The organism is Streptomyces sp. NPDC058198, from assembly GCF_042882605.1.
GTDB lineage: Bacteria > Actinomycetota > Actinomycetes > Streptomycetales > Streptomycetaceae > Streptomyces.
This window is the reverse complement of record NZ_JBHVVP010000007.1, coordinates 75,463-95,587: the sequence shown is the minus strand read 5'-3', so window position 1 is coordinate 95,587 and position 20,125 is coordinate 75,463. Positions and strand designations below refer to the sequence as shown.

General features: G+C 71.6%; 11 protein-coding genes and 1 pseudogene. 6 read left to right on the top strand and 6 right to left on the bottom strand.

Annotated features, from left to right (window positions below):
• Positions 1 to 4 precede the first annotated feature (4 nt).
• The 3 genes from ACFVWW_RS23710 to ACFVWW_RS23700 are packed head-to-tail and all read right to left on the bottom strand — an operon-like array spanning position 5 to position 11,729.
• Positions 5 to 355 (bottom strand): acyl carrier protein, encoded by a 351-nt coding sequence (locus ACFVWW_RS23710; protein WP_384189157.1) that lies wholly within the window; start codon positions 353 to 355, stop codon positions 5 to 7.
• Entirely contained in the window at positions 352 to 4,827 is a 4,476-nt protein-coding gene (locus tag ACFVWW_RS23705; protein WP_389680020.1) for a beta-ketoacyl synthase N-terminal-like domain-containing protein, read from the bottom strand. Before ACFVWW_RS23705 ends, ACFVWW_RS23710 begins: the two co-directional genes overlap by 4 nt.
• Positions 4,828 to 4,832: 5 nt before the next feature.
• A complete protein-coding gene (locus tag ACFVWW_RS23700; protein WP_386879319.1) occupies positions 4,833 to 11,729 on the bottom strand; it encodes an SDR family oxidoreductase in 6,897 nt (2,298 codons plus the stop codon).
• Positions 11,730 to 12,319: 590 nt separating this feature from the next.
• On the opposite strand from ACFVWW_RS23700, the gene ACFVWW_RS23695 reads away from it, so the two are divergent.
• The 5 genes and pseudogenes from ACFVWW_RS23695 (at position 12,320) to ACFVWW_RS23675 (ending at position 16,165) form a co-directional block, all read left to right on the top strand.
• Positions 12,320 to 13,312: a glycosyltransferase family 2 protein gene (locus tag ACFVWW_RS23695; protein WP_384193437.1), complete on the top strand. Its 993-nt coding sequence runs from the start codon at positions 12,320 to 12,322 to the stop codon at positions 13,310 to 13,312.
• A pseudogene (locus ACFVWW_RS23690) lies at positions 13,309 to 13,611 on the top strand (GtrA family protein); the annotation flags it as partial. The gene ACFVWW_RS23695 and the pseudogene ACFVWW_RS23690, both read left to right, overlap by 4 nt.
• Positions 13,612 to 13,727: 116 nt before the next feature.
• Positions 13,728 to 15,233 carry a DUF6056 family protein gene (locus tag ACFVWW_RS23685; protein ID WP_386879320.1) on the top strand — a complete coding sequence of 502 codons (1,506 nt, stop codon included), beginning with the start codon at positions 13,728 to 13,730 and terminating at the stop codon, positions 15,231 to 15,233.
• Positions 15,234 to 15,395: 162 nt separating this feature from the next.
• The gene (locus tag ACFVWW_RS23680; protein WP_384193442.1) at positions 15,396 to 15,704 is read left to right on the top strand and encodes an SCO5918 family protein; all 309 of its coding nucleotides are present in this window, start codon (positions 15,396 to 15,398) and stop codon (positions 15,702 to 15,704) included.
• An 83-nt stretch (positions 15,705 to 15,787) separates the two neighbouring features.
• Positions 15,788 to 16,165, top strand: coding sequence for a hypothetical protein (locus ACFVWW_RS23675; protein WP_384193444.1), 378 nt, complete (start codon positions 15,788 to 15,790; stop codon positions 16,163 to 16,165).
• Positions 16,166 to 16,244: 79 nt separating this feature from the next.
• Here the strand turns inward: ACFVWW_RS23675 and ACFVWW_RS23670 are convergent, their stop codons facing one another.
• The 3 genes from ACFVWW_RS23670 to ACFVWW_RS23660 form a co-directional block, all read right to left on the bottom strand.
• Complete coding sequence (locus ACFVWW_RS23670; RefSeq protein WP_386879321.1) at positions 16,245 to 17,837, bottom strand: DEAD/DEAH box helicase; 1,593 nt, start codon at positions 17,835 to 17,837, stop codon at positions 16,245 to 16,247.
• Between the two features lie 160 nt (positions 17,838 to 17,997).
• On the bottom strand, positions 17,998 to 18,201 hold the full coding sequence (locus ACFVWW_RS23665) for a cold-shock protein (protein ID WP_033176054.1): 204 nt from the start codon (positions 18,199 to 18,201) through the stop codon (positions 17,998 to 18,000).
• 303 nt (positions 18,202 to 18,504) lie between these two features.
• On the bottom strand, positions 18,505 to 18,855 hold the full coding sequence (locus tag ACFVWW_RS23660; RefSeq protein WP_384192456.1) for a MerR family transcriptional regulator: 351 nt from the start codon (positions 18,853 to 18,855) through the stop codon (positions 18,505 to 18,507).
• 587 nt (positions 18,856 to 19,442) lie between these two features.
• Between ACFVWW_RS23660 and ACFVWW_RS23655 the strand changes: the two genes are divergently transcribed.
• Entirely contained in the window at positions 19,443 to 20,105 is a 663-nt protein-coding gene (locus ACFVWW_RS23655) for a DUF6629 family protein (protein ID WP_386879322.1), read from the top strand.
• The last annotated feature ends 20 nt before the right edge of the window (positions 20,106 to 20,125 follow it).

Genomic DNA, 20,125 nt, shown 5'->3' with positions numbered 1-20,125 from the left:
CGGCTCAGCCCTGCTCGGTGGCGCGCAGCGACGCCACGACGTAGTCGGCGAGCTCGCCGACGGTGAGCGCGATGATCTCTTCGAGGTCGAGATCGGCGATGAAGAGCGCGAGGTTGACGCGCTCCCCGTAGTGCTCGCGCAGTTTCCCCGCGAGCGTCACCAGGTCGATGCTCTCCAGTTCGAGGTCGTCGTGGAAGGTGGTCTCCCGCGTGATCTCGGCGTCGTCGAGGCCGTCCTCCTCCAGCAGTTCCCGCAGCAGGCCCGTGATGTCCGCCAGCACAGCGGCATCATCGGGGCCGAGTGGCGTGCGCTCCCGCTGTTCCGCGGCCGCGAACCCGATCGCCTCAGTGCTCATTCCCGCTCTCCTGTCTCGTTGTCATCGGTCGTCCAGGCGACGACGTACCGTCGCTCGGGCAGTCCCGGTGGATTGGTCACCTGCCGGACGTGTACCTCGTACGACCGGCCTTCTGTCAGCACGCGGAGCCGGTCGGCGTCCGCGGCCACCACGCGGTATTCGGCGGGGCGGCCGCGCAGCCCGGTGCCCCGGGCCTTGGCGACGGCCTCCTTGGCCGCCCAGAACCGGGTGAACCACAGCGGCCCGCTGTCGGCCGAACCGGCCACCAGCCCGTCGAGGAGGGCCAGTTCCCCGGCGTCGCAGGCCATCTCGGCGGTGGCCCTGGGCCGTTCGGTGATCTCCTCGATGTCGATCCCGCACGGGCCGCGGCCGGCGAGGGCGACCCCCGTCTCCCGGCGATGTGCGAGGGACACCGTCAACTCGCCCACCTCGCGCCCGTGCACGCCGTACGCCAGGGGCCGTCCCGCGTCGTCGTTGCGTACGGCGACCTCGGCGGGGTAGACCTCGCCCGCGCCCTCCCGCCACAGCAGGCCGCGCACCGCGTCCTTGGCGGCGACCCTGCCGAGCAGCCACTGGCGCCTGCGGACCGGGGGCAGTTCGTCGTACCGGGCACGCTCGGCGCCGCCGAGCATGTTGCGCATGATCAGCTCCCGGGTCGCCAGGTCCGGCCAGCGCTCGTGCACCATCGTCCAGCCCCCGGGCTGCGGCGTGGACAGCGTGTGGTCACCGGGGAAGCGGTCCACCTCGCGGATGTTGGGATCGGTGTCGAACCGGCGGTCCTGCCAGCCGGTGAACTCCGCCCACACCCGGCCGTCGTGGACCAGCTGCATGTCCGCGGTGAGGGTGCTGTCGGTGACCTCGGTGATGCGGATCGAGCACACCAGCCGCTCCCCCGGCCGGGGATCGGGACCGTGGAAGCGGATGCGGTCCATGCGTACCGGGAAGACCGTGGTGCGCTCGGTGAGCGTCGCCATGATCCAGTAGCCCAGCAGCTGCCCGACGTTGTCCAGCAGGGCGCCGGGGGCCTCCGGCGCGGTGATGATGCCGCGTACGTGGAGGTCACCGATGGCGGTCAGCTCGCTGACGCCCTGGAAGCGCGGCCCGTGGAACATCCACCGCTCGGAGTAGAGCTGTTCGGCCCGCAGTTCGGGGACGCGTTCGGCGGCCGGGTCGACGGGCCACGGCTCCGGCGGCGGGGTATGACCGGGGGCCAGTTCCACCACCGCCCGCGAGTAGCCGGTCAGGCTGACCTCGACCCGGTCGGGCGCGACCTGCCGTACCGCCACCGGCACCTCGACGGCCGGCATGGCCTCGATCCACTTCAGCAGCCGTACGTCGTGCACCGCGACCGCCCGCATGCCGGGCACGGCGCGTTCCGCGATCTCCATGAGATGCCCGATCACCGTGGTGGCGGGCACGATCGGCCACCGGTCGGCCTCGTCGGGCCAGCCGGGCCGTTGCCGGAAGAAGCAGTGGTCGAGGAGGTACGGCATCTCCTCGACGTCCACGCGCAGCACCGACGGCACCGGCGCCGGGCCCGGCGCCGGCCGCACGGGCGGCCGCGGCGGGATGCGGCGGGCCGGCGGAGCCGCCCGGCGCGCCGCGCCGGCGCCGATGAGCTCGTTGGCGAGGGACGCGGTGTCGTTGAGGAGCGCGGACAGTTCCGCCGCCACCGGGAACCGGGCGCCCGCCTGTCCCAGCAGGTCAAGCGCTCCGCCGTCGGCGACGGCGGGGGCGGGAGCGCGGGTCACGGTCCCGGCGAGGGCCTTCCTGGCCTGCGGGGGCAGCGACACCAGAGCCCCGCCGAGGTCGAGCCTGACCCCGGGCCCAGATGTCCTGGCGGCCGTGGCGGACACCGTGGACACGGGTCCGAGGAGCGGCCCTGCGTCGGGCGTCCCGCCGTCCACCCACAGCGCGGTGACCACCCGGCGCAGCTGCGCGAGGCTGTCCCTGGCCGGGGAGTGGGCGGAGACGACCAGCCGGTCCTTGCCGGCCAGGGTGTCGTCGATCAGCGAGCCGAGCTGACCGGCGCCCAGCTGGATGAACGCGCGGTAGCCCGCGTCGTGCATGGCGGAGATCAGCAGCCGGAACCGCACCGGTTCGAGCAGATGCCGGACGAACAGCTCCCGTACGGCGGCGGGGTCGTCCGGGTAGAGGGCGGCGGTCGTCGCCGACCACACCGGGGTGGACTGCGGATGCAGGGTGTACGTCTCCGCGGCCCGCCGGATGGGATCGAGGTACGGCGCGAGCATCGGGGTGTGGAAGCCCGAGCGGAACGGAAGCACCTGGCCGATCACGCCCCGGGCCCTGAAGCGCTGGACGAGCTCGCCGACCGCCTCTTCCGGGCCGCAGATCATCGACTGGTTCGGCGCGTTGTCGTGCGAGAGCACCACGTCGCCGCGGCCGGCCAGTTCGGCGAGCACCTGTTCCGCGGGCATGCCGAGGACGGCGAAGGCCGCGCCGGGCACGCGCAGGGCGTCCGGGTCGAAGCCGGCCAGGAAGGTGTCGACCTCGTCGGCGGAGTGGATACCGCCGCACGCCATGGCGGTCCACTCCCCCACGCTGTGCCCGGCGACCGCGTCGGGCACCACGGACAGCCTGCGCAGCGAGGTGTCGAGCAGCCTGCCGAGCTGGAACACCGCCGCGCCGTGCCGCCCCACGTCACCGACCCTGGCGTCCTCGCCGGCCGACCACGCGAGGCCGAAGCGCTCGGCCAGTTCGGCCACTTGGGGCTCGAACTCGGCTTCGAGGCCGGGGAAGACGAACGCGGTCCTGCCACCGGCCTCGCCGAGCAGCGGGCGGGGGCTGAACCACACATCGCTGCGGCCGCGCCAGGCGGCGCCCTTGCCCACCGCCTTCCTGGCCAGCTTCAGCCGGCGCGCGGTCGGGTCGACGATGCCCAGCCTGGCCGGTCCCGCCGCCGGGGCGCGTTCGTCGAGCCCGGCGGCCAGCACCGCGGAGTCGTCGGCGTCCAGCAGCGCGGCCAGTGCGGACGGGTCGGCCGCGGCGAGCCGCAGTACCCGTTCCGGCTCGCTCACCGTCGTGCGGGCGGTGCGTGCGGCCGGCGCGGTGGCCGGCTGCTCCAGTACGACATGGGCGTTGATGCCGCCGAAACCGAAGGCGTTGACGCCCGCCCTGCGCGGCGCGCCGTTGGCGGACTCCGTCCAGGGCCTGGCCCGCTCCAGCGGGACGAACCTGGTGGCCTCCAAAGCGGGGTTCGGCTCGTCGCAGTGCAGGGTGGGCGGCAGCACACCGTGGTGGATGGCGAGCGCGGCCTTGATCAGTCCGGCGATCCCCGCGGCGGGCATGGTGTGGCCGATCATGGACTTCACCGAGCCGATGGCGGCCCGCTCACCGACAGCGGGCCCGAACACCTCGGTGATGGTGGCCAGTTCGGCCCTGTCACCGGCGGCGGTGGCGGTGCCGTGCGCCTCCAGCAGCCCGATGGCGTCCGCCGCGCGCGGGTCGAGTCCCGCCGCGTCCCACGCCTGCCGGACCGCGCGCACCTGGCCGCCGGGATCGGGGTTGAACAGGCTGGCCGAGCGGCCGTCGCTGGCCACTCCGGTCCCGGACACCACGGCGTAGATCCGGTCCCCGTCGCGCTCGGCGTCCGCGAGACGCTTGAGCACCACGATGCCGGTGCCCTCGCCGATGAGCACCCCGTCGGCGTCGCGGTGCAGCGGGCGGATCCGCTGGCTCGGCGACAGCGCGCCGAGCTGGTTGAACACACTCCACAGTGTGATGTCGTGGCAGTGGTGGACCCCACCGGCCAGCATGACGTCGCACCGTCCGGCGGCCAGTTCGCGCACGGCGTGGTCGACCGCCACCAGTGAGGACGCGCACGCGGCGTCGACGGTGTAGGCGGGACCGCGCAGGTCGAGCCGGTTGGCGACGCGTGAGGCGGCCAGGTTGGGTACGAGCCCGATGGCCGACTCCGGCCGTTCCGGGCCGAGTTGCGCGGCGAACGCCGACCGCACCTCCTCCAGCCGGTCGTCGCCGAGTTCGGGCGCCAGCTCGCGGAGCGTACGGACCACCTGGTTGGCGGTACGCACCCGCTGGTCGAGCCGGACGAGACCGGGCGTCAGATAGCCGCCCCGGCCCAGGACGATCCCGGCGCGCTGCCGGTCGGCCGGGAGCACCGGCTCGCCACCGGCGTCCGCGAGGGACTGGTGGGCCACCTCCAGCGCGATCAGCTGGTCGGGCTCGGTGCCCGGCACGGAGGTGGGCATGATGCCGAACCGGGCGACGTCGAACTCGGCGTCCTGGTCGACGAATCCGCCGCGCCGGCAGTACACCCGGTCACTGCGCCGGGGCCCGTCGGGCGCGTAGAACTCCTCGTCCCAGCGGTCGGCGGGCACCTCGGTGATCGCGTCGACGCCGTTGACGATGTTGTGCCAGTAGCTGTCCAGGTTCCTGGCGCCCGGGAAGAACGCGGCCATGCCGACGATGGCGACCGGCGTGCTGGAGGGCATGCGGGTCACCAGCCCGAGGCGGTGTAGACCGCCGCGTGCACCTGGGGAGCGCCCCAGGCGAGTTCACGCAGCAGGCTCAGCGGCCCCTCCTCGGGGTCGATCAGCTTGATGCCACGGGCCGCGTACGAGCGCATCAGCTCCGGGGTGACCATGCCGCCGTTCGTCTCCGAGGCCGCCCACGGCCCCCAGTGGACGGTCAGGCCGCGGCGGTCCTCGGTGGACCAGCGGCGCCCCAGCTCCTCCAGCGCGTCGTTGGCCGCCGCGTAGTCGGACTGGCCGCGGTTGCCCAGCGCCGCCGCGATGCTGCCGAACAGCACCGCGAAGCGCGGCCCGGTGGGCAGTGCGTCGACCGCGTCGAGCACCGCCCGCGCGCCGCCCACCTTGGTGGTGAACACCCGGCGGAACGACTCGACCGGCTTCTCCGCGATCAGCTTGTCCTCGATGACGCCGGCCGCGTAGACCACGCCGTCGAGCCTGCCGTGCTCGGCGTGGATGTCCTTCACCGCGGCCCCCACCAGCTCCGTGTCGAGCACGTCGACGCAGTGGTAGCGCACCTCGCTGCCGAGCGCCCGCAGCCCGGCGAGCGTGGCGCGCACCTCGCGCTCGGCGAGTACAGCGGACACCCGGCGCTCGACGTCGGCGGGCGAGGTCATGCCCGAGCCGAGGAAGACGGCCCGCAGCGCGTCGCGGTCCGCGGCGCCGGCGGTCGCCGGGTCCTCCGTGCCCGCGGGCACCGGGGTACGGCCCATGAGTTCGATACGGCACCGGCTCGCGGCGGCGATCGTACGGGCGAACCGCGCGGTGATCCCGCGGGCGCCGCCGACGAGCAGGACGACCGACTCCCGGTCGAGCCCGGCCGCCTCGGCCTCGGCGACGCCGTCGCCGGCCGGGCCCGCGCCGGTGGAGCCCAGCGTGCCCAGGTCGGTGAGGGTGAGCCGCAGAGCGCGCCTGCTGCCCCCGTCGGTCAGGACGACCGGTTCCCGGTCCGTGGCGGCGAGTTCGGTGACGAGCGCCCCCGCCACCGCCTCCGGCCCGGCGCCCGGCGCCACCTCGACCAGGGTCGCGGAGAGGTCCGGGTACTCGCGGTCGACGCTGCGGAAGAAGCCGCGCAGCCCGCTGGCGGCGCCTTCGGTCCTGCGCTCGACGGCGATCAGCTTGCGCGGCGCGCCGGCCAGCACGGTCTGGAACAGCGGGAACGCCTCAGGCAGGGGCGCGTCCGCCGCGTCGAGGGCGTCCAGGAAGAGCACGGCGTCCGCGGTGGCCTGCGGCAGTTCTCCGGCAGGCACGAGCTGGGGCAGCGCGCCGGCCGCGCGCAGCCGCTCGGCGAGCACCGGGGCCAGTTCGCCGCCGCCCAGCAGCAGTACCGTACTGCCGCTCTCGATCACGCCGGTCACCTCGGGCAGCGGGGCCTCGGTGAACTCCAGCCGCTGCGGGGGCACGATCTCGGCCTCGGCGCCGGCGGGCGCGGGCTGCTCGGCCGCCGGGGCCCCGGCGGGGCCGTCGTCCGCCCCGCCCGGGCCGGCGAGCCGGGTGACGAGCAGCTCGGCGATGCCGGCCGCGGTGCGCGCGGCGCTGAGCCCCTCGAGATCGGCGCCGGCGTCCATCGGCAGGCCGAGCCGGACGGCGAGCTCGCCCGCGATCTCCGTACGCTTGATCGAGTCCACACTCAGATCGGCTTCCAGATCGAGTTCCGGCTCGATCATGTCCACCGGGTAGCCGGTGCGTTCGGCCACCACCGCCAGCACCGACGCGAGCACCGTGTCCAGGTCCATGACGGCGGCGACCGGCTCCGTCACGGGCGAGGGCGCCGGGGCGACGGGCACGTGCTGCGGGACGGGCGCGGGCAGCGCGGCGGGGACGGCCGCGGGCTGCCCCGCCGGGTAGCCGACGGCCTGGTAAGCGACGCCCTGGTAGGCGGGGGCCTGGTAGGCGGGGACGGTCTCGGGACCACCCAGGTAGCGCAGCATGACGTCACGCTGCGCCGCGACCAAGTCCCGGCTGGTGCGCAGGAACTCGGCGACCAGGGCGTCCGGACCGGACACTGCGGCGCCGTGGGGGGCGTGGTTCTCCGGCACGATCAGCTCCGTAACGGGTCGGGCGGGATGCAGGGCGTTGGGCGGGATGGTGCCGTCGGCGCGGCGGACGAGCTGGCCGTCCACGGTCCAGCCGGCGGGCCGGTCGGCGACCGCGGTCTCCGGGTCGACCGCGTCCCGTCCCTGGAAGAGCCGGCCGGTGCGGACATCGGCGCCGCTGACGGCGAGCTGGGCCAGGGCGGTGAGGAAGCCGGTCAGCCCGGCTCCCCGGCCGCCGTCCAGCGCGACGGTGCGGTGGGGGCGGTCACCGAGCACGGCGGCGACCAGCCCGCTCAGTACGCGGCCGGGACCGACCTCGGCGAAGACGCGGGCGCCCGCGGCGTACATGGCTTCGATCTGCTCGGCGAACCGGACCGGCGCGCCGATCTGTGCGGCGAGCCCGGCCCGTACGGCCGCCGGCTCGGCGGGGTACGACGCGGCCGTGCGGTTGGCCCAGACGTCGAACGCGGGCGCGTACACCGTCATGCCGTCCAGGCTGTCGGCGAAGGCGTCGCCCGCGCCGGCCAGCAGGGGGCTGTGGAAGGCGCAGGCCACCTGGAGCGGCTTGGCCGGGTAACCGGCGTCGCGCAGCCGCGAGACCGCCACGGCCACCGGCTCCGTGGGTCCTGAGATGACGGTCTGCACGGGCGAGTTGCGGTTCGCGGCGACGACGTCCTCGTCGAGACCGGCGAGCCGGAGTACTTCCTCGACCTGCTCGGGCGTGGCGGTGACGGCGGCCATCGTGCCGGCGTCGCGCCCCTCGACCTGGGTCAGGATGGCCTCGGCGCGCGCGGCGCTCGCGGTGAGCACGTCCTGCGGCGCGAGCGCTCCCGCCACGCCGAGCGCGACCAGTTCGCCATAGCTGTGACCCGCGGCCATGGCGGGCCGTACGCCCACCGAGGCGAGCAGTTCGGCGGCCGCGAGCTCGACGACGCCGAGTGCGGGCTGGGCGACGGCCGTGTCGGTGATATGGGCCAGCTGGCCGGCCTTCCCCTCCTCGTCGAACGCGGCCGGCGGGTAGAGCGCCTCCGCCCAGCGTGCGCCGAGGTGGAGGTAGCGCTGCAACTCGGGGAAGGCGACGAACAGTTCCGCGAGCATGCCGGGCCGCTGGCTGCCCTGTCCGGGGAAGAGGAACGCCAGCGCGCCGGTCCCGGTCTCCTCGGCAGAGCCCTCGGCGACGGCGACGGCCGCGTAGATGCCGTCCTCCGGCGCGTGCTCCCCGTCGGCGGCGCGGCGCAGCAGCTCGGGCAGCCCGGCGAGGTTGTCCGCGACCACGGCGATCAGTACGGACTCGCCGCGGACGGCCGCCTGGTCGCTGCGGCGCGACATATGACGGGCGTAGTCACGCAGCCGCCACTGGCCGCCGCGTTCCGTCAGGTCGAGCAGGGCGCGCGCGGCCCGCCGGGCCGCGGCGGCGTCCCGGCCGCGGAAGGTGAAGAGTTCGGCCGGCCACGCGTTCAGCGCGTGCGCGGGCGGCGGCTGGTCGTACGCGCGCAGGACGACATGGAAGTTCGTACCGCCGAAGCCGAAGGCGCTCACCCCGGCGATCCGGTCCGCCGGTTCGGTGGCCCAGGGCCGGGCGGCGGTGTGGAAGACGAAGGGGCTGCTCTCGCCGTCCCAGGCCGCGTTGGGCTGCCGCACATGCAGGGTCGGCGGTTTCACCCCGTGGTACAGCGCCAGCGTGGTCTTGATCAGCCCGGCCAGTCCGGCGGCGCACTTGGTGTGTCCGATCTGGGACTTCACCGATCCGACCGCGCAACTGGCGGGCTGGGCACCGGCCTCGGCGAACACCTCGGTGAGTGTGGCCAGTTCGGTGCGGTCGCCGACGACCGTGCCGGTGCCGTGCGCCTCGATCAGACCGACGTCGGCGGGTGAGACTCCGGCGTTGCGGTAGGCCCGGGTGAGCGCGGCGCGCTGTCCGGCCGGGCGAGGTGCGGTCAGGCCCAGGGCGCGGCCGTCGCTCGCGCTGCCGACGCCGTCGATCACGGTGTAGATCCGGTCGCCGTCGCGCTCGGCGTCGGCCAGCCGCTTGAGCACCACGCAGGCCACGCCCTCGCCGAGGGCGATGCCGTCGGCGGCGCCGTCGAAGGTGGCCGAGCGGCCCGACGGGGACAGCGCGTGCACGGAGGAGAAGAGCAGATAGTCGTTGATGCCGTTGTGCAGGTCGGCGCCGCCGCACAGCACCAGATCGCTGGTGCCGGTGACCAGTTCCTTGCAGGCGACGTCCACGGCGGTGAGTGAGGACGCGCAGGCCGCGTCGACGGTGTAGTTGGCGCCGCCGAGGTCGAGCCGGTTGGCGATCCGGCCGGCGATGACGTTGGCGAGCATGCCGGGGAAGGAGTCCTCGGTCAGCCGGGGCAGCTGCTCGTCGAGGGCGGGCGGGATGGTGCCCACGTACCCGGGCAGCACCGTGCGCAGGGTGGTCGCGTTGGACAGGTCACTGCCCGCTTCGGCGCCGAACACCACGGAGGTACGGGCGTGGTCGGTCTCACCGGCGTACCCCGCGTCGGCCAGCGCGCGCCGTGCGGCCTCCAGCGCGAGCAGCTGCACCGGTTCGATGCTGGCCAGTGAGGCCGGCGGTATGCCGTAGCGCAGCGGGTCGAAGGGGATCTCGGGCAGGAAGCCGCCCCAGCGCGACGGGGTGCGTTCGCCGTCGCCGTCCGGCGCGTAGTACTGCTCCGCGTCCCAGCGGTGCGCCGGGACCTCGGTCACGCAGTCCTTGCCGGCGAGGATGTTGGCCCAGAACTCGGCCAGGTCCGGGGCGCCGGGGAACATGCCCGCCATGCCCACCACGGCGATGCGCAGCGGCTCGGGCGCCGGTTCCTCGGCCGTATCGCCGAGGCCGAGTCCGGCGCGCAGTGCGGCGGCCCGGGTGCGCAGCCATGCGGCGGCCCCGTCGGCGACGGACGTGTGGAGCGCGGCGACGGTGGTGATGGCGTCGCGCAGCACACACACCTCGCCCGCCATGAACATGCCTTCGTCGGCCTGGCGGGCCTCGTCGACCGGCCGCAGCTCGTCGCCGACCCGCTCGATGCCCTTGCTGGCCAGCCGCAGCCTGCCGACGTTGAACCGCTCCAGCTGTTCCCAGATCTCCCGGTCGGGCACGCCTTGTCCGCGCAGTTCGTCCTTGAGGCCCGCGAAGTCCTGGGTGATGGCGCTGTGCGCGCAGCGGGTGGCGTGTCCTGGCGCGGTCTCCAGCAGGTCGGTCCGCTCGGCGGCGACGATCTGCCGCTGGAAGAGCGGCTGGATCGCTCCGGCTGCCACTGCCTCTTCGGTGAAGAGGTACGCGGTGCCCATCAGCACGCCGAACGCGACTCCGGCGCGGGTCAGCGGGGCGGCCAGCGCGGCGGCCATCGCCGCTGAGCGTTCGTCGTGGATGCCGCCCGCGAACAGCACCGTCAGCTCGGCGGCCGCCTCGTCGCCGGCCTCCGCCACGAAGTCGAGCAGGACGTCCGTCTGGGCCTCCCACAGCGGGAAGCTGTTGCGCGGCCCGACGTGTCCGCCGCACTCGGCGCCCTCGAAGATGAAGGTGCGCGCGCCGGCCGCGAGGAACTGCCGCAGCAGTCCCGGTGACGGGACGTGCAGGAAGGTGGTGATCCCCTCCGCCTCCAGCGCGGCGGCCTGGGCCGGCCTGCCGCCCGCGATGATCGCGTGCGTCGGCTTCAGCTCCTGGACGACCTCCAGCTGCGCGGCCCTGATCTCCTCGTCGGCGAAGCCGAGCACACCGACGCCCCACGGGGCGTCCCCGAGGGCGTCCCGGGTGCGCTCCAGCATCGACCGGGTCCGGTCGGCGCCGGCGAGCGCCAGCGCGAGGAACGGCAGCCCGCCCCCGGCCGCGACGGCGGCGGCGAACTCGGGCTGGTCGCTGACGCGGGTCATCGGCCCCTGGGCGACCGGCAGTCGGGTGCCCAGCGCCCTGGCGCCCGGCGATCCGGCGGCCAGCGCCGCGGCGGGCCCGTCGTCCTCGATCGCGGCGGTCATCGCCGTCCTGATGCCCCGGACCGCGTCGCCCACGGTCTTCCAGCGCTCGGCGAAGGTGGCGGCGAGGAACGCGTCCTGGCCGACCGGAAGGAACTGCGTCCGGAGGTCGTCGCTGCCGATCCTGGCCGCGAACTCGTCCGGGTCGGCGGGGAGTTCGGGGGCGCCGGGGCCACGGCGGCGCAGTACGCGCGTCCCGTGGTGCAGCACGGTCTCCGAGCCGTCGAGCCCGGTGAGCGCGCCGGTGATGTCCGTCGGCAGCCCCGCTTCGTCGAACAGCGCGAGCTGGGTGTCGAGCACGACACCCGCCGCGCCCCCGGCGACGGCGGCGGCTGCCGTGTGCGGCCCGATGCCTCCGCACGCCCAGACCGGCAGGGTGAGGTCCGGATCCGCCAGGACCTGCTGGAGCAGGACGAAGGTGCTCAGTTCGCCGGCCCGTCCCCCGCTCTCGGCGCCACGGACGATCAGGCCGGCGGCTCCGGCCCCGGCGGCACGGCGCGCGCCCGCCCGGTCGGTCACTTCCACCAGCACACGGCGGCCGGCGAACTCCGCGGGCGACCGCCCGGGGTCCGCGAGCAGCACGGTGTCCACGGGCTCGGGCAGGTCGGCGGCGGTCACGGTGCAACCGGGCCGTATCCGCACTCCGAACGGCAGCGGCGACCAGCGGCAGGTGCGGTCCAGTGTGTCGGCGACATCCCTGGGATCGCCGACGGACAGCTCCAGCACACTGACGGCTCCCGCGCGGGCGGCGACGGCGGTGAGCCGTGGCGACGGGCGGTGCAGTGGGTTGACCGCGATGACCGAATGTGTCAGCGAGAAGCCAATGGACTCGCCGGGGTCCGGCATCCGCATGAAGTCTCCCGGATCGATGTGGGGGGTACCGGCCGGTAGTTAACTGGCCCGGCTTCCCCGGGGTCAACCGGTCACACTGAGCAACACGTCACCTTGCGTATACCTTTTCGCACGGTGCGTAGTGGGAGGTTTGCTGTATGGGGACGTAGCACCGGCACTTCCCAGGACCTCCATCGCGGGATCACATAAGCGATATCGACCTGTCATGTGCATGAAATGCTGACCCGGCTCCAGGGATAACCACTGTGCTCAACATCACAACAACTCAAGGCTTGGCGCGATCATCCGCGCGAGGCGCCTACACGGTGTGACACAGCGTCCGCCGACACGTCGGTCCGACCGACACACTCTCGCACATCGTGCGAAACCGGCCAGTCCTCACAACGTATCTCAGACCGACAATCAGATCATCCCAAAGAAACATCCTCACGGCGTTTACGCCGTGCCGCCGCGACGCTTGACGGGGGATCGATAAATTCTATGGTGGAGACAAGACGATCAACGTCGGATGTCAACTCGAATGTCAACAAGGAAGAAGAGGGCGGTCATAGCCTTTGGACTCCTGGCATTTCGCGGTCGCGTGGAGTGAGATGACAATGCTTCAGGTTTCGGTTGTCGTACCGTGTTTCAACGAGAGCGAGGTGATCAGGACCTTCCACAAAGCTTTGATCACCGCCCTCGAACCAACCCGGCAGACATTTGAGATCTGCTACGTCGACGACGGAAGCAACGACCGGACCAGAGGCCATCTGAGCGATCTCGCCAGAATGGATCCGCGAGTCCGCTACACCTCCTTCAGCCGTAATTTCGGCAAGGAAGCCGCGATGCTCGCGGGGCTCCGTATGTCCCGGGGCGACGCGGTGGTCCTCATGGACGCCGATCTGCAGCACCCTCCCGAACTCGTCCCCCGCATGCTGGAGTTGCACCGGCACGGCTACGACCAGGTGATCGCCCAGCGCGACCGCGCGGGCGAAAACGCCCTGCGTACGGCGCTCAGCCTGGCCTACTACCGGCTGGTCCGCCGCTGCATGGAGGTCCATGTCGTCGACGGGGCCGGAGACTTCAGACTGCTGTCGCGCCGCGCGGTGAACAGTGTGCTGTCGCTGCCCGAGAGCAACAGGTTCTCCAAGGGAATCTTCTCCTGGATCGGTTTCGACACGGCCAGCTTCACCTACCGCAATGTCCAGCGGGCGGCCGGGCATTCCAAGTGGGGCGGCAGAAACCTCCTCAACTACGGAATCGACGGACTGCTCTCGTTCAACAGCCGGCCGTTGCGCCTGGCGATCCACACCGGCCTCTGTCTCTTCCTGTCGGCGCTCGTCTACGCCCTCTGGATCATCATGAACGTCGCGCTGAACGGGGTAGACGCACCGGGCTACACCACGCTGATGACCGCCGTCGTGGCGCTCAGCGGAATTCAGCTCGCCACGCTCGGCATCATCGGGGAATACGTGGGACGGATCTATCACGAGGCGAAACGGCGCCCTCATTATGTGGTCCGCGAAACGAATGAGACCCGCGCGGCCTTCCCGGCCGGCGGCCCGTCATCGACGACCGTCGCGCAGGCGCGTTCGGAGCCATGAGGTCCCGCACACTGCGCCAGTTCGCCGGTTTCACGGTGATCGGCGTCGCCAACACAGCTGTCTACTTCGCGGTCTATGCCTCGATAAATGTCTGGATCCCTTATCTGGCCGCCCATGTACTGGGATACCTGGTGAGCATTACGGGATCGTTCCTGCTGAACTCGTACATCACGTGCCGGACGCGGCCGACCTGGCGTGCCTTCGCCCGGTATCCCCTGTCGGGCGCGGTCAATCTCGTGGCCTCCGGGGTCCTGCTCCAGATCACCGTCAGCAGGCTGGGCGTGGACGAGAACGTCGCCGCCGTCGCCGCCGGTGTGCTCGTCACACCGCTCTCGTTCCTGCTCGCGCGGTGGGCCATCACCTCCGGCGCGGCCGCCGAGGCCGGTTCGAACCAAACCGAAAGGCAGTGGTGCACATGGCCGCGGGCGCATCGAGCGTCACCATCCCGAGACAGCCGGGCGAGCGAGCCCGGCCGGGCGGGAACGGCCACCGGGGATCCGTACGCGCGTGGACGGCGTTCTGGCCGGTGTGCCTCTCGCTCCTGCCGCTCGGGCTTCTCGGCATGGCCTCGTGGCTCGGCCGTCATGTCCGCCCCAGCGCCGACGAGTGGTGCTTCCTGCCCAGCGTGCGGGACACCGGCATCTCGGGGCTGATCGAGAAGTTCTACTACGCGGACAACGGACGCCTCGGCAACGGCCTGCTGGTCGGGGTGTACGCGAAGTTCGGGGTCGCGGGCCACCAGTGGTTCGGTGTGATCAGTGGTGTGGTCATGCTGGGCCTGCTGTGGGCCGTGACCGTCCGGCTGCTGCGCATGGCCGGCCGGACGGCGCCGCGCGGGATCCCCCTGCTCGTGGCGTCCATGATGACGGCGGTCTTCCTCTTCGCGACCCCCAACACGTACAAGACCTTCTACTGGCCCGCCTCCTCCGTGTCGCACACCGCGGCGCCCGTACTGGCCTGCGCCGCGGCGATTCCCCTGCTGTGGGCGCGGTCACGCGGGGGACGGATCGCCGCTCTCACCGCCGCGCTCGTCGTCGGGGCCTTCATCGGCACGCTCTCCGAGGAAGCGTCGGTGGTCACCCTGGTGGTGCTCTCGGCCGTTCTTCTGATCAGCCGCGGAATCTTCACCCCGCGGGTACGGGGCTTCGCGCGTGCCTGGTGTCTGACCGGGGTCGCCGGGGTCGGTATCGGGACGCTTGTCCTGCTCACGTCCCCGGGGTCGCGCAACCGCCGCGAACGCTACGGCGCGCAGACCACGTCGATGTTCGCGCCCGAGTCACTGACGGCATCACTGCGCGCGTTCACGGACATCCTGGAGAGCCTCCTCATGACCTGGCAGTACGCCGGGGCGGTGGCGGCAGGGGTGCTGCTGGGTCTGCTGGCCAGGAGCCGGGCACCGCGCGCGTCGCTCCTGCTCCCGTGCCGGCCTCTCTTCCTGGCCGCCGTCGGCGCCCTCACCTTCCTCGCCGCCGGCTATCTGTGCACGGTCATCACGTACCCCATGTTCGGCTCACGGGTGGTGACAGCGACGCGGACCTGGAACGACTACCTCCTGCTGTACGTCGTGCTGCTCATGGGCGCCGGCGCCCTGCTGGGGCGTGCGCTGCGACGGCGCGGGAGGCGTACGGGCGTGGCGACGGCGGCCGGCGCGGCGGCGTGCGCCATCGTGTGCGCCGGACTCGTGGCCCCCCTGGGGCAGCTGGGGGACGACATGCGCGTACGGGCCCAGAAATGGGATCACCAGGATCAGTGGCTGCGTGCGCGGGCGGCGGACGGCGCGCGGGTCCTCCCGTACACACCGCTGTCGATCAGGGGGATGGGAGAACCGTTCGGCGCCAACGGACGCAAGCCCTGGCCGGCCTCCTGCGTGGCCAGCTACTACCACCTGGAGCAGATCACCTTCTCGCGGCGGCTTCCCTGAAAGCCAGGCGGTAAATGCTCCTTGATTTCCGGCAGCACCAATCACGACAGCACTTATGGGCGGCCTTTTATGGGCGCCCGGCGGAAACACCCGGCTTCCCGACCGAGGCATCGTGTGGGATGCTGAGGTTTCAGGATTTCCCCTTCTTCCCACCGAGGCACTATGCGCTGCGTCATCGCCCGCTTCCCCTTCGAGCTGGTCAAGAGCGAGGTGCAGCAGTCGATGAAGGGCATCAAGCCCGAACCCATCACGGGTGAGTCCGTTGCCATTGGCCGCCGGCTCTACCCCGTCAAGCAGGTGGGCGAAGTGATCACCCGGCAGGACCGCCGCGATTTCACCTCCGGTGAGGTGACCAGGGCGCTGACCCGCCTCGGCTTCACCTGCCACGCCGCCCCCGTCCCGGCCACCGCCGCGACCCTCAGCCCGCTCGAGACCGCGTCAGCGCTCCTCGGGACTCTCGCACGCGATTGACCGGGGCCGGGGACTGTCGCCCCGTCAGGGCGGAGCTTCCCACGACCACGTACGGCCCTGCCCGCGTAGTAGAGTCGGCGCCCATGTCGAAGCCTGATGATCTGCTTGTTGACATCGCCACCACGGTGGAGTCCGAGCAATGCAATCAGATGTCCCTCACCGTGGTCGTCCAAGGTGCCGTCATCACTGGACGGTTGGCGCCGGAGACCGTATGGAGGCAGCGAGTCGCCGAGGTGCTGGAGGATTCGGAGCGTCTCGGACCGTTCTCCGCCATCTTCATGTCGGCCGGCTCAGACCCTCACGTGCGACAGCGGAGTGAGCCGCCCACCCATCTGCATTTCCATGTCGCGAGGATCCTCCAGGGAAGTGTCGGCATTCCCGAGACCGGTGGGATGTACCGCATCGCCATCGAGGATGTGGGCGCCTGGACGGTAGGAGACTTCAGCTACTCCGACGGCTGAGTCCGTCCGCCGCCGACCGTTCCGAGCCTCTCGTCCCGCCCCGGTACCAGCTGGTACCGGGGCTCGTTCGTCTCCTTGGTCAGGCCGCGCTGCTGCGGGGGGACTGACGCTGCGCGGCGGCGGTACGCGCCTGGGACGAGGCGGAGGACCGGCGGGACTGGCCGGCCCGCCCGCGGCCACGGGCCGAGGAGGCACCGCGCTTGGGGCGTTCGGTGACCGGTGCGCTGATGGTGACGGGGACTCCGGTGGGGGCCTGGGCGCCGGTGATGCGGCTGAGTTCGGCCTCGCCGGAGCGGACCTGGGTGGTCTGCGGGGTGATCCCGGCGTCGGCCATCAGACGGCTCATGTCGCGGCGCTGGTTGGGCAGGACCAACGTGACGACACTGCCGGACTCGCCGGCGCGGGCGGTGCGGCCGCCGCGGTGCAGGTAGTCCTTGTGGTCGCTGGGCGGGTCGACGTTGACCACGAGGTCCAGGTTGTCGACGTGAATGCCCCGGGCCGCGACATTGGTGGCCACCAGCACTGTGACATGACCCGTCTTGAACTGGGCCAGCGTCCGGGTGCGCTGGGGCTGGGACTTGCCGCCGTGCAGCGCAGCGGCCCGTACCCCGCTGTTCAGCAGGTGCTCGGTGAGCCGGTCGACGGCGTGCTTGGTGTCCAGGAACATGAGGACCCGGCCGTCACGGGCCGCGATCTCGGTCGTCGTCGCGTACTTGTCCGCGCCGTGCACATGCAGCACATGGTGCTCCATCGTGGTCACAGCACCCGCGGACGGATCGACCGAATGGACCACCGGGTCGTGCAGGTAACGGCGCACCAACAGGTCGACATTACGGTCGAGGGTGGCCGAGAACAGCATCCGCTGCCCCTCCGGCCGCACCTGGTCGAGCAGGGCCGTGACCTGCGGCATGAAACCCATGTCCGCCATCTGATCGGCCTCGTCCAGCACCGTGATGGCAACCCGGTCCAGCCGGCAGTCACCCCGCTCGATGAGATCCTTCAGCCGCCCCGGCGTCGCCACGACAATCTCGGCCCCGCCACGCAGCACACTGGCCTGCCGCCCGATCGACATACCACCCACCACCGTCGCCAGCCGCAACTTCAACGACCGCGCATACGGCGTCAGCGCGTCAGTGACCTGCTGCGCCAGCTCCCGCGTCGGAACCAGCACCAGCGCCACCGGCTGCCTCGGCTGCGCACGCTGCCCCGCCGTACGGACCAGCAGACCCAACCCGAAAGCCAACGTCTTACCCGACCCCGTACGCCCCCGCCCCAGCACATCCCGGCCCGCCAACGAATTCGGCAACGTCGCCGCCTGAATCGGGAACGGCTCGTTCACACCGAGGCTGGTGAGCATCTTCAGCAGCTCGGGCGGCAGGCCCAGTTCGGCGAAAGACGCGACGGCGGGCAGGGCCGGAGTGATGGTGACCGGAAGAGCGAACTCTCCCTGGAGCGCGGCGGGGCGACGGCTGTTGCCGCCGGACCGGCCCCCGTTGCCACCGGAGCGGCCGGGGGCTCCCGAACGGCCCTGTCCAGCCGAGCGGCCCGAGGCCTGGGCGCCGAAGCGGCCACCCCTGCCGGAGCCACCGGAGCCCCCGTAGCCGCCAGAGCCGGCGGACCCGCCAGTGCGAGTGCGGGAATAACGGTCGTTCGTGCGTGCTGTGCGGTTCACTGAGAACCTTTCTCGATGCGGCACGTATCGAGAATTCCTGGCAGGAACAACCGCACAAAGAATCGCAAGATCGAGCCGAATAAATACGCCATACAAAAAGCAACGTAGCTGGGGCCCGCATCCCAAGGAGCGGGCCCCAGCTACGTTGTACGGTTCAGCGTCAGGCGGGAACGATGTTCTCGGCCTGCGGGCCCTTCTGGCCCTGCGTGACGTCGAAGTTCACCTTCTGGCCCTCCTGCAGCTCACGGAAGCCGGAGGCGGCGATGTTCGAGTAGTGGGCGAAGACGTCAGCGCCGCCACCGTCCTGCTCGATGAAGCCGAAACCCTTTTCCGCGTTGAACCACTTAACGGTGCCACTGGCCATGTCTGATCTCCTTCGGGGCATTGCCCGGAGGTCCGCACTGTGCGAACCCCGCATCGCCGCATGATTATCCCGTCCGGAAGAAAGCACCGGAAATACAAAAGCGCGCTCATCGACACCGAACGCCGACGAGAGCACTTGAAGTCTTTGGGAACCACAACTGCAACTGAGATCAACAGTAGCACGGTGCAAGCGGCCGGGCACGGCAGGTGTTATCGCTCTGCCTGTCAGGCCATAAATTCTCACCACGCATGGAGTCAATTTCTGCACCAGCGGCAATAGATATTCACTTCCGGTGCTCGGATGTCACGGACCGGTGCCGGTCCCTCCCGGCTCGGCGGGGGCGTCGCGCAGCGTCTCGTTGAGCCGCAGGGCTTCTTCGAGTTGGTCTTCGAGGATGACGATGCGGCAGGCGGCGTCGACCGGGGTGCCCTGGTCGACGAGTTCGCGGACCCGGGCGGCGACGCGCAGCTGGTACCGGGAGTAGCGGCGGTGGCCGCCGGCGGAGCGCAACGGGGTGATCAGACGGGCTTCGCCGATGGCCCGGAGGAAGGCGGGCGTGGCGCCGATCATCTCCGCGGCCCGGCCCATGGTGTAGGCGGGATAGTCATCATCGTCAAAACGGTCGGTGGCGCGCGGTTGGGTATCTGGGGGCACTTGCACCTCTTCTTGGGACGCATCGAGGGGCCCCGGTGCCGTATGGCACCAGGGCCCCGAGGGGTTCAACACCATCTACCGGCTCTGTGCGCCGGCTGTCTGTTTCCGCACGTCCGCCCGAGGGGTGGGAGGTGCGGGGATCGCGGATGCGTGACGGTAAACCACCTGCCAATCCGGGACCTGCGGTACCCGAGCGGACTGCAACCCGCTCGGACCATCCTGATGGTGTTCCACTCCTCTCTGATCTGGTGATCTCCGGGTGTTCCGGCTGGTCCGTACCCTGCGTTTCTCTCGCGGTGCCACTCGGCGGCCCTGGGGCCGTCCGGCCCGGCAATCAGCCCGGGGACCTCCATCACCTCATGGCCCCAGAACTCCACTGCCGTGCCGTGCACCGCTCGTGCCGGTACGTCTCTGCCGCGATCACTGACTTCGTTGGCTACACGAGAAACTCTAACCACGTCAGCGCCGCATGTCTACTGCGGCCACAACAGATTTCTCCGTGTCAGGACGGCAGAATCAGATCGGGCCCCGTACGGTGACATGCGTCGACCGACGATTCGTGACTACCGGGTGCTCTGGATGGCGTCATGTGCTGGAGTGCGACGGCCGATCTCGTGGCGGGCGCCGGTATCGCCGCGATCGGTGTGGCCTGTGTGGCGTGCGTGGTGCGGCGGCGCCAGGCCCGCGATCTGCCCCTCGCCGCGCTGCCGCTGCTCCTCGGAGCTCACCAGATCGTCGAATCCGTGGTGTGGCGTTCCGGCGGGGGCACCGGCCCCGCCACCCTGGCCTGGGCCGTCATCGCTCTGCCCGTGCTGGCGGTGTGGGTGCCGTTCGGTGTGCTGCTCGCCGCGCCGCCACGGGCGCGGCGCCGGCTGGTGGTGCCGGCCGTCGCCGGGCTCGTCACCGCCGCGGCCCTCGCGTACTGCCTCGCCACCGGGACGGTGACGGCTGACGTCCGCAGTCACACCGTCGGCTACGCCCTCGATCTGCCGGACGCCCCGCTGATCGTCCCGCTGATCGTCGCGGGCTATCTCCTCGCCACCATCGGCTCGCTGCTCCTCGGGGGCGATCCCCCGGTACGGCTGCTGGGCGTGGTGGTCGCGGCCGGAGCCCTACTCTGCGCGGCGCTCTGGCGGCTGGAGTTCGTCTCCACCTGGTGCGCCCTCGCCGCGGTGGCCTCCGTCCTCATGCTCGCCCGGGTGCGACGGCAGGCACCGCGGAGCGCCTCTCCCCGAGCGGCCGACAGCTGACGGGCTTCACTCGTTCGGGT